Source organism: Blautia glucerasea, assembly GCF_020537505.1.
GTDB lineage: Bacteria > Bacillota > Clostridia > Lachnospirales > Lachnospiraceae > Blautia_A.
Genome location: NZ_JAJBMO010000046.1, coordinates 1 through 8,126, shown reverse-complemented (window position 1 = coordinate 8,126; position 8,126 = coordinate 1). Strand labels below are relative to the sequence as shown.

Genomic DNA, 8,126 nt, shown 5'->3' with positions numbered 1-8,126 from the left:
ACCCGCGGTCTCGACCTTGGCAAGGTCGCGCGTTACCAACTACGCCACTATCGCATAAGCGGGTGATGGGAATCGAACCCACGTATCCAGCTTGGAAGGCTGGTGTTCTACCATTGAACTACACCCGCACATTTGTGCTTATCCGTCACAACGAAGCTTAGTATATCTGATATGGACAGATTTGTCAACAACTTTTTTAGAAATTTTTAAATTTATTCTATTGTTTCTAAGATTGACGCAATATCCACCTTTTTCTCTGCCCCTTTTCGCGGCAGACAGGCCAAAGTCCGTACTTCCCCACACTCTGCCTGTTTCCGCGATAACAGGTAAAATTTATAAAACGTATTTTATCCCGTTTTCTTAGTTATCCCAATCCCACACATTGGAAGTTTCCACATGGGTGCGCGGCTTCTTGATCACCAGCTCCGGACTCTTGGCACTTACCTTGGAATTTGCCGGAATAGACTCTGTGATAAACGTGTTGCCTCCAATGATCGTATTCTCTCCGATCACGGTCTCACCGCCAAGTACAGAAGAATTGGAATAAATGGTCACATTATCCTCAATAGTAGGATGACGCTTCACACCGGAAAGCTGCTGACCCTTTCTGGTAGAGAGTGCACCAAGGGTAACGCCCTGATACAGCTTTACATTATTTCCAATGGTGGTAGTCTCACCGATCACCACACCGGTTCCATGGTCAATAAAGAAATATTCCCCGATGGTCGCACCTGGGTTAATGTCAATTCCTGTATGATCATGGGCGTACTCTGTCATGATCCTTGGAATAAAAGGAACCTGCTCCTGATAAAGAATATGGGCCAGACGGTACACATAGATTGCCAGAAATCCCGGATAGGAAAAAATAATCTCTTCCCTGCTCTTAGCCGCCGGATCACCATCAAAACCAGCCTGCACATCCTTCAGAAGCATTTCCTGCACATCCGGAAGCTTCTCGAAAAACCTGGAAGTCACCTGTGCAGCCTTTCCGCAGGCGCTGATCCTATCTTCCCCCACATACAGAAATGCAATCTCAATCTGCTCCTGCATACGGTCAAACAGATCATTCAGCAAATATCCGGTATAATGCTCCGGAAAAACTGCTGCCCCAGAATCAATGTCAAAATATCCTGGAAAAATAACTGATCTCATCTCTTTTACAATATCAATAATGGCTGCTCTGACCGGCAGGTGTCTTCCGCTCTTTGTCAGAAACAGCTCTTCCCTGCGGTAATTCGCAGTAAGACGTGTTACTGCATTCTCAATGGATGTCTTCTTGTCACTCATAACTGGTCTCCTTATTTCGCCTTTCCTTTCATATTATTACACTATTCTTTTTACGTCAATAAAAAAAAGATTGACCTTTTCCTCTCGCCCCGATATAATGGAAAATGTCGTGGAGATGTACCCAAGTGGCTGAAGGGTCCGCACTCGAAATGCGGTAGGCCGGGCAACCGGTGCGAGGGTTCAAATCCCTCCATCTCCGCTTGCTTTTACAGAAGGTTGCTATTATGTATGTCAGCTGCCGTTGTTTTCTATATTCCCAGCTCCATTCATAAAATTTAGTCATTTCCATGCAAATTTTTGTCAATTATGCCTTGACAGCTGTACCTTTTGTATGTATAATTGCAACAGAAACAAAACATAGGGGATTGGTCAAATGGTATGATAGGGGTCTCCAAAACCTTTGGTGGGAGTTCGATTCTCTCATCCCCTGCTACGAATAAGCTGGAAATGTCTGATTTAGTCATTTCTGGCTTTTATTTTTATAAAAATAGATTTATTATTATGCCAATAGAAAAGAGAGTAACTATAGATGGGAATCTATGACCGGGATTGGTATCGCCCTTTTACCATTTCTTATTCCGTATCTGGCATAAAATAATATAATTGATCTAATAAGTAAGGGATATGAAAGCACTATATAAAGTACATTCATATCCCTATATTTTTATTTCTTTAAAAGCATCACATGCTCCGGTGGAAAATACAGATACTTTGGAACATTCTCCTGCGGTGTTTCCTGGAAATTCTTTTTCTGGCACATCCACCACAAGGTTCCACTCTCCTTCGCTGCCTTATTGCAGATCAGATACTGGTGCTCAAAGGTATTCTCAATATACTCCTCCACCTGTACCTCCATGGTATTCTCCCCTGCCGCATCTGCTGGTCTCATCCAGTGCCCCCGGATTCCCACATGGGTAATATCCTCTGTCACTTCCTGCTCCGTACGAAGCAGCAGCTCCCAATCCAGGGCATAAAGCTCATGACTGCCCATCTTCTGGACAGCAGAAAAATTCTTGCAGCCAGTAAGCTTGGCAGTCTCCAGATACTGTGGATTCCCGAAGATCTCCCTGGTCTCACCCGTGAGGATTTCTTTTCCATTGTGCAGCAAAGTCAACTGGCTGCAAAACTTGTACGCTTCGTCCCTGCTGTGGGTCACCATGATCATATCACCCTTATAATCCTTTAAAAAATTCTGCATATCTCTCTGCAAAATATCCTTCAGATAACCATCCAGCGCGGAAAAAGGCTCATCCAGAAGGATCACCTCCGGCTCTCCGATCATCATGCGTGCAAGGGCCACACGCTGCTGCTGACCGCCGGAAAGCTGGGAAGGCAAATGCTTCTCCAATCCTTCCAGATGGTATCTCTTTATGTAATCTGCCACCTTCTGGGAAAGCTCACTTTTGTTTCCCCGATAACCACAGGCAATATTCTTTTCCACTGTCATAGTGGGAAAAAGGGCATAATTCTGAAACAGATAGCCCACTCTTCTCTCCTGCGGCTTTAAATTGATCTTCGCCTGGGAATCAAAAACCGTTTTCCCATTAATAATAATTTTTCCTGAATCCGGGGTTTCAATTCCGGCAATGCTGCGAAGTGTCATACTCTTTCCGCTTCCGGAAGCACCAAGGATTCCCATGGCTCCATTTTGTCCCTTCAATTTCACATTCAGGGAAAAACCTTTGAAATTTTTCTGAATATCAAGTTCAATTGCCATTATATCCACCTTCTGGTCTGCATTCCTCTTCCGGAAACAATGTTGATCGTTGCCACTACCAAAAATGAGATCAAAATGATCACCACTACCCAGAAGCCTGCCATATCAAAATTTCCGGCCGCAGTCTCCGAAGCAATAGCCACGGAAACGGTTCTGGTTTTTCCCAGAATGTTGCCGGCAAGCATGGAAGTCGCACCATACTCTCCAATGGCGCGGGCAAAAGCAAGTACGGTACCGGAAGCAATTCCCGGTCCAGCAGCAGGCATGATCACTTTCCAGAAAATCCGGCCTTCGCTCATTCCAAGAGTTCTTCCTGCATAGATCAGATTTACATCTACCTGCTCAAAAGCAGCCCTGGCATTTCTATACATCAGAGGAAAAGCAATTACAGAAGCCGCGATCACACAGCCAGTCCATGTCTGCACCACCTTAATATCAAAATTTTCCAGAAGAAAGCTTCCAAATGGCCGTTTCAAACTGAAAAGCAGAAGCAGACAAAAGCCAGCGACTGTAGGCGGAAGTACAAGAGGCATTGTCAGGATTCCATCCAGAACGGCTCTGGCTCCTGGCTTCAGTTTCATGATCTTCCTGGCACAGAACACCCCGAGAAAAAAGGCGATCACAGTTGCCACCACGCCTGTTTTCAGGGAAATCCACAAAGGGCTCCAGTTTATCTCACTGAGAAATTCTCCCATATTATTGTCCTTTTTTCTTTCTATCTAACATTTCCTGTTGATACGAATATGGTTACTGCCCACAGTGTAAACAATAACCATATCCAATCATATGTAACCATCACTTCTTATGACAGTCAGGCCGTCCGAATTTATTCTACAGTATCTTCAGCAGCTTCCTCGGTTGTCTCCTCTGTCGTCTCAGCCGCGTCAGCCTCATCAGACTGCTCATCTGTTCCATAAGCTGCAAATCCATATTTTTCAAATACTGCAAGTGCCTCATCAGACTGCAGGTACTCAAGAAATGCTTCCGCAGCGGCTCTGTCCTCATCACTTGCTTCTTTATCCTCTACCATTCCAACCGGATAAAGAACTGGTGTCTGAAGGCTTCCAGCCGGTGCTTCAGCAATAATATCAACAGAATCTGCTACAGATGCAGCGTCAGTTGCATAAACGATACCAACCTCGTTGCTGCCTTCACTTACAGATGCAAGTACGTCTGTAACGTTTTTACCTTCGTTGATCTCCATCTTGTTTACTTCATCTGTAATTCCAAGATTCTCGAAGATCTCACGGGAATACTGTCCAACCGGAACATCCTCTCCTGCAAGTGCAAGGTTGGCAGCATCTGTAATGTTCTCAAAACCAGCAACCTTGGTCTCGCCATCCTTTGGTTTGATCAGAACAACCTTATTCTCAAGAAGATCTACTACAGTGTCTTTGTCAGCAATTCCTTCATCCACAAGGGCATCCATCTGCTTGGTAGCTGCGGAGAAGAAGATATCACAGCGTGCACCTTCCTCGATCTGTGTCTGCAGTGTACCTGAGCTGTCCGCATTGTAGAGGATCTCAACATCCGGATAGGTCTCATTGAAATTCTTCTGAAGCTCTTCCATAGCGTTATTCAGGCTGGCAGCAATAAATGCATAAACCTCACCTTTCAGTTCTGGAGTCTCAGCGGATACTAAAGTTGTTCCGAACATCATAGTGCCCATAACTCCAGCCATAAATGCTGCAAAAACTCTCTTTTTCATTTCACACGCCTCCATTTTGTTTGGTTTTGTTGCGTTTTGTTCGGTTTCATTCATTATACTTGATTTGATTTTCAATGTCAATTTTCCAATGCAGCATTTATACAATTTCTTTTAGTTTTCACCAACTTTTTTATATATTTTTACAGTCAGCCTGTCTTGTTATTTTTTATCCTGCATGCTATGATAAGAAAATACTACAGGTTCTGGACATGAACCTTGTCTTTCCCTGCAGACAATACCAGAAATTATTTTCATAAAAATAGAGAAAAGAGGATTCGAACATGAAATTAAGCGCGCGCAACCAGTTAAAAGGAAAAGTGATCAATATCAACAAAGGTGCTGTAAACTCTATTGTCACAATTGATATCGGAGGCGGAAATATTATTACCGCTACTATTTCCTGTGCAGCAGTAGAGGAGCTTGGACTTGAAGTCGGCTCTGATGCATATGCAGTTATTAAAGCAACCAACGTTATGGTGGGAATTGATGAATAAACTATATACTGCCCAGGAAATCGCAGACAAGCTTCAGATAAAAAAGACAACTGTCTATGAACTAATCAAGCGGGGTGAACTGTACTCTTCCAAAGTGGGGAAGCAGCTTCGCATCAGTGAACAGCAGCTGAAACAATACCTGGAGCGCACTGGTTCCGGGAATACGGTCCCTGCCCAGGGCATCCAGGGAAACGTAGCCCCACTAGATTCTGTAAGCGGAAATCTGCAGGTTCCAGAGCTGCCTCCTGAGAGCTCTCTTTTGAAACGAGATTACCTGCTCCACTCCAGCGGATTGATCCTTTGCGGCCAGTTTTCCCCGGCTCTTGAACTTCTGGTAAGCCAGATGTCCATTCATCCCCTGGGAATTCCTGTTCTTCAGTCCTTTATGAACAGCTACAACAGTCTTTATTCCCTTTACTTTAAGAAGGCTCACATTGCCTGTGCAAGCCTGGATCCGGAGCATATCCGAAGCCTTGTACCAGGCACACAGCTGTCTCTTTTATGCCTTTATGAATATTCCATAGGGCTTTATGTTTCTGCTGGAAATCCATTGAACCTGAAAGATCTAAAGGATTTACTCCGTAGGGACATAAAAATCGCCAACCGTGAAAAAGGAAGTACACCGCGAATTTATCTGGATCAGTTCCTTTTTTCTGAAAAACTTTCACCAGCTCTGGTATCCGGATATCATACGGAACTGGTATCTGATATTTCCACAGCTGCAGCAATTGCCACACACAAGGCCGACGCCGCACTGGGAGAAGAATATGCCGCACACCAGTCCGGGCTTCTGGATTTTATTCCACTGGAAACCCTTCCTATGTATCTGGTCATGGAAACAGAATCTCTTTCCCAACCTGGCTTTTCTGCGCTTCTGGAAATCGTACGGTCTGAAGATTTCCGCACCATTCTTCAGGGACAGACTGGATATGATGTGACAAGGACTGGGGAATTGATTTCTCTTTAATCCAAAAATGCTTTCCATTTATCAGCACAGTTTCTAAATTGCACTTAGATAAATGAAAAGCATTTTTTTGGTTATTTTTAAATAAGAGAATTCTCATTCTGTCTTTTTACATCATGAACATGCGCTTCATCTTTTTATTTTCCAGAAACAATATTCTGCATCCACACGCCCTTTTTAACCAGCACAAATCCCACAATACATTTCAGAATATCTCCCACCTGTACCAGGGCAAAAACAGCCAGCACATGAAGCCCTGTGAAGCGGCTGAGGCAGTATGCGATCGGCACACTGACACACCACACAAACACGCTGTCAAACAGGAAGGTGATGATTGTTTTTCCACCGGAGCGCAAGGTGAAATAAGCCGCATGAAGAAAAGCATTCTGTGGCATAAAGATTGCCATGATCATAATAAAATATTTCGCCAGTTCTCTGGCATCCTGATTGGTATTGTACAATCTAGGAAAAAATGGTGCCACTACTAACATAACCAGTGCCACACCCGTACAGCACATTACAGAAAAAGCAATCATCTTGTTATCTGTATCCCTGGCTTTCTTCATATCACCAGCTCCAAGAAGCTGACCAACCACAATGGCGACGGAATCTCCCAACGCAATAAACACTACATTAAATACATTATTGATGGTATTGGCAATATTCTGGGCTGCTACTACATTCAGTCCCCGCACCGAGTAGCACTGGGTAAGGATTGCCATACCAGCTGCCCAAAGAGTCTCATTAAGAAGTAACGGAGTCCCTTTGATCAGAATTTTCTTCGTCAGATTCGCTGGTACTTTAAGAGTACTGTAAAGTCCTTTTGCAAAAGGCATTTTCTCTGTATGGGTATGTGTCCAGATAATCACAATGGCAACCTCCACATAGCGGGAAAGAACAGTGGCAACAGCTGCCCCTCTTACCCCCAGCTCCGGGAAACCAAATTTACCATAAATCAGAAGATAATTAAATACCAGGTTTACAAATACTGCGGTAACACCTGCCTTCATAGGCTGTACGGTTTCTCCGCACTCACGAAGTGTACTGGAATATACCTGACTGATCATAAACGGCGGTAAACCAAGAAGCATGATCCAAAGATACTGCATTCCATATCTGCTGGTTGCTTCCAGGGCCTCTGCACTACCTTCTCCCTTCAGGTACATTCCGATCAGCATTTCTCCTGCGGATGCGAGGATCAATATGGTTATGATCGTAAGAACAATTACCAGCCACAATTTATAGCGAAATGTCTGGCGTACTCCTTCATGATCCTTCTGTCCCGCATACTGTGCGGTAAAGATTCCTGCCCCAGATACGCCTCCAAACAGGCAGAGATTGTATACAAAAAGAAGCTGGTTCACGATTGCCGCCCCAGACATCTGTTCAGTACCAATTCTGCCAATCATAATATTATCCAAAAGGCTGACAAAATTGGTAATACCATTCTGTATCATAATAGGTATTGCGATTGCAAGTACCATCTTGTAAAAGGCTTTATCTCCCAGAAATTTCTCCTGGAATCTACCTTTTCTTACTGTGTTTTCCATTTATCAATTTCCCCCTTCATTCCAGGCTGTAAAACAGAATGTTTGTTCTGTGATTATAGCGTGGTAGATACTAATTTACTACATATCTGCATATAATGCAAGGGATAAATGAGAACTTTTCGAAACATCTGCAGTTCATCATATATACAGAAAAGTGCTCATGGGATTTCTTCGTTCAGTGAATATACTCTCCCATTTCGATTCTCCCCCAATTGTGCGTTTGGTTTTCGGCAATAAAAAAACGATAACCAAATGGCTACCGTCTCATTTACTGTACCTTCAAAACTACATACATGTTACATCCTTGTGGAATATTTGTCAAAAATCTTTTTAATTAACCTTGCGATTATTGGTCAAGCCCTCACCCTATTAGTAACAGTCAGCTCCATGTGTTACCACACTTCCA

Annotated in this window: 7 protein-coding genes and 3 tRNA genes; 4 read left to right on the top strand and 6 right to left on the bottom strand. The window is 43.7% G+C overall.

Annotation, left to right across the window (positions count from 1 at the left end):
- Positions 1 to 57: 57 nt before the first annotated feature.
- Positions 58 to 128: transfer RNA gene (locus LIQ05_RS18850), tRNA-Gly, on the bottom strand.
- 232 nt (positions 129 to 360) lie between these two features.
- Positions 361 to 1,287 carry a serine O-acetyltransferase EpsC gene (gene epsC / locus LIQ05_RS18845; protein WP_226822879.1) on the bottom strand — a complete coding sequence of 309 codons (927 nt, stop codon included), beginning with the start codon at positions 1,285 to 1,287 and terminating at the stop codon, positions 361 to 363.
- A gap of 111 nt (positions 1,288 to 1,398) precedes the next feature.
- Here epsC and LIQ05_RS18840 point away from each other — a divergent pair.
- Positions 1,399 to 1,486, top strand: a tRNA-Ser gene (locus tag LIQ05_RS18840).
- Positions 1,487 to 1,646: 160 nt separating this feature from the next.
- Positions 1,647 to 1,717: transfer RNA gene (locus LIQ05_RS18835), tRNA-Trp, on the top strand.
- A 234-nt stretch (positions 1,718 to 1,951) separates the two neighbouring features.
- Here LIQ05_RS18835 and LIQ05_RS18830 read toward each other — a convergent pair.
- The 3 genes from LIQ05_RS18830 to modA all read right to left on the bottom strand — a co-directional run bounded on the left by LIQ05_RS18830 (position 1,952) and on the right by modA (position 4,712).
- The gene (locus tag LIQ05_RS18830; RefSeq protein WP_226822878.1) at positions 1,952 to 3,004 is read right to left on the bottom strand and encodes a sulfate/molybdate ABC transporter ATP-binding protein; all 1,053 of its coding nucleotides are present in this window, start codon (positions 3,002 to 3,004) and stop codon (positions 1,952 to 1,954) included.
- Positions 3,004 to 3,699, bottom strand: coding sequence for a molybdate ABC transporter permease subunit (gene modB, locus LIQ05_RS18825; RefSeq protein WP_226822877.1), 696 nt, complete (start codon positions 3,697 to 3,699; stop codon positions 3,004 to 3,006). Before modB ends, LIQ05_RS18830 begins: the two co-directional genes overlap by 1 nt.
- 131 nt (positions 3,700 to 3,830) lie before the next feature.
- Complete coding sequence (gene modA / locus LIQ05_RS18820) at positions 3,831 to 4,712, bottom strand: molybdate ABC transporter substrate-binding protein (protein WP_226822876.1); 882 nt, start codon at positions 4,710 to 4,712, stop codon at positions 3,831 to 3,833.
- Between the two features lie 281 nt (positions 4,713 to 4,993).
- Here modA and LIQ05_RS18815 point away from each other — a divergent pair, with 281 nt between their 5' ends.
- A complete protein-coding gene (locus tag LIQ05_RS18815) occupies positions 4,994 to 5,206 on the top strand; it encodes a TOBE domain-containing protein (RefSeq protein ID WP_118579240.1) in 213 nt (70 codons plus the stop codon).
- Positions 5,199 to 6,173 carry a helix-turn-helix transcriptional regulator gene (locus tag LIQ05_RS18810; protein WP_226822875.1) on the top strand — a complete coding sequence of 325 codons (975 nt, stop codon included), beginning with the start codon at positions 5,199 to 5,201 and terminating at the stop codon, positions 6,171 to 6,173. The genes LIQ05_RS18815 and LIQ05_RS18810 overlap by 8 nt, the downstream gene beginning before the upstream one ends.
- 134 nt (positions 6,174 to 6,307) lie before the next feature.
- On the opposite strand, the gene LIQ05_RS18805 is transcribed toward LIQ05_RS18810, so the two are convergent.
- Positions 6,308 to 7,720, bottom strand: coding sequence for an MATE family efflux transporter (locus LIQ05_RS18805; protein WP_226822874.1), 1,413 nt, complete (start codon positions 7,718 to 7,720; stop codon positions 6,308 to 6,310).
- Between the last annotated feature and the right edge of the window lie 406 nt (positions 7,721 to 8,126).

Excerpts from the sequence above, each read along its gene's own strand:
- LIQ05_RS18805 (WP_226822874.1), bottom strand. The coding sequence starts at position 7,720 with ATGGAAAACACAGTAAGAAAAGGTAGATTCCAGGAGAAATTTCTGGGA.
- modB (WP_226822877.1), bottom strand. The coding sequence starts at position 3,699 with ATGGGAGAATTTCTCAGTGAGATAAACTGGAGCCCTTTGTGGATTTCC.
- epsC (WP_226822879.1), bottom strand. The coding sequence starts at position 1,287 with ATGAGTGACAAGAAGACATCCATTGAGAATGCAGTAACACGTCTTACT.
- LIQ05_RS18830 (WP_226822878.1), bottom strand. The coding sequence starts at position 3,004 with ATGGCAATTGAACTTGATATTCAGAAAAATTTCAAAGGTTTTTCCCTG.
- LIQ05_RS18810 (WP_226822875.1), top strand. The coding sequence starts at position 5,199 with ATGAATAAACTATATACTGCCCAGGAAATCGCAGACAAGCTTCAGATA.
- modA (WP_226822876.1), bottom strand. The coding sequence starts at position 4,712 with ATGAAAAAGAGAGTTTTTGCAGCATTTATGGCTGGAGTTATGGGCACT.
- LIQ05_RS18815 (WP_118579240.1), top strand. The coding sequence starts at position 4,994 with ATGAAATTAAGCGCGCGCAACCAGTTAAAAGGAAAAGTGATCAATATC.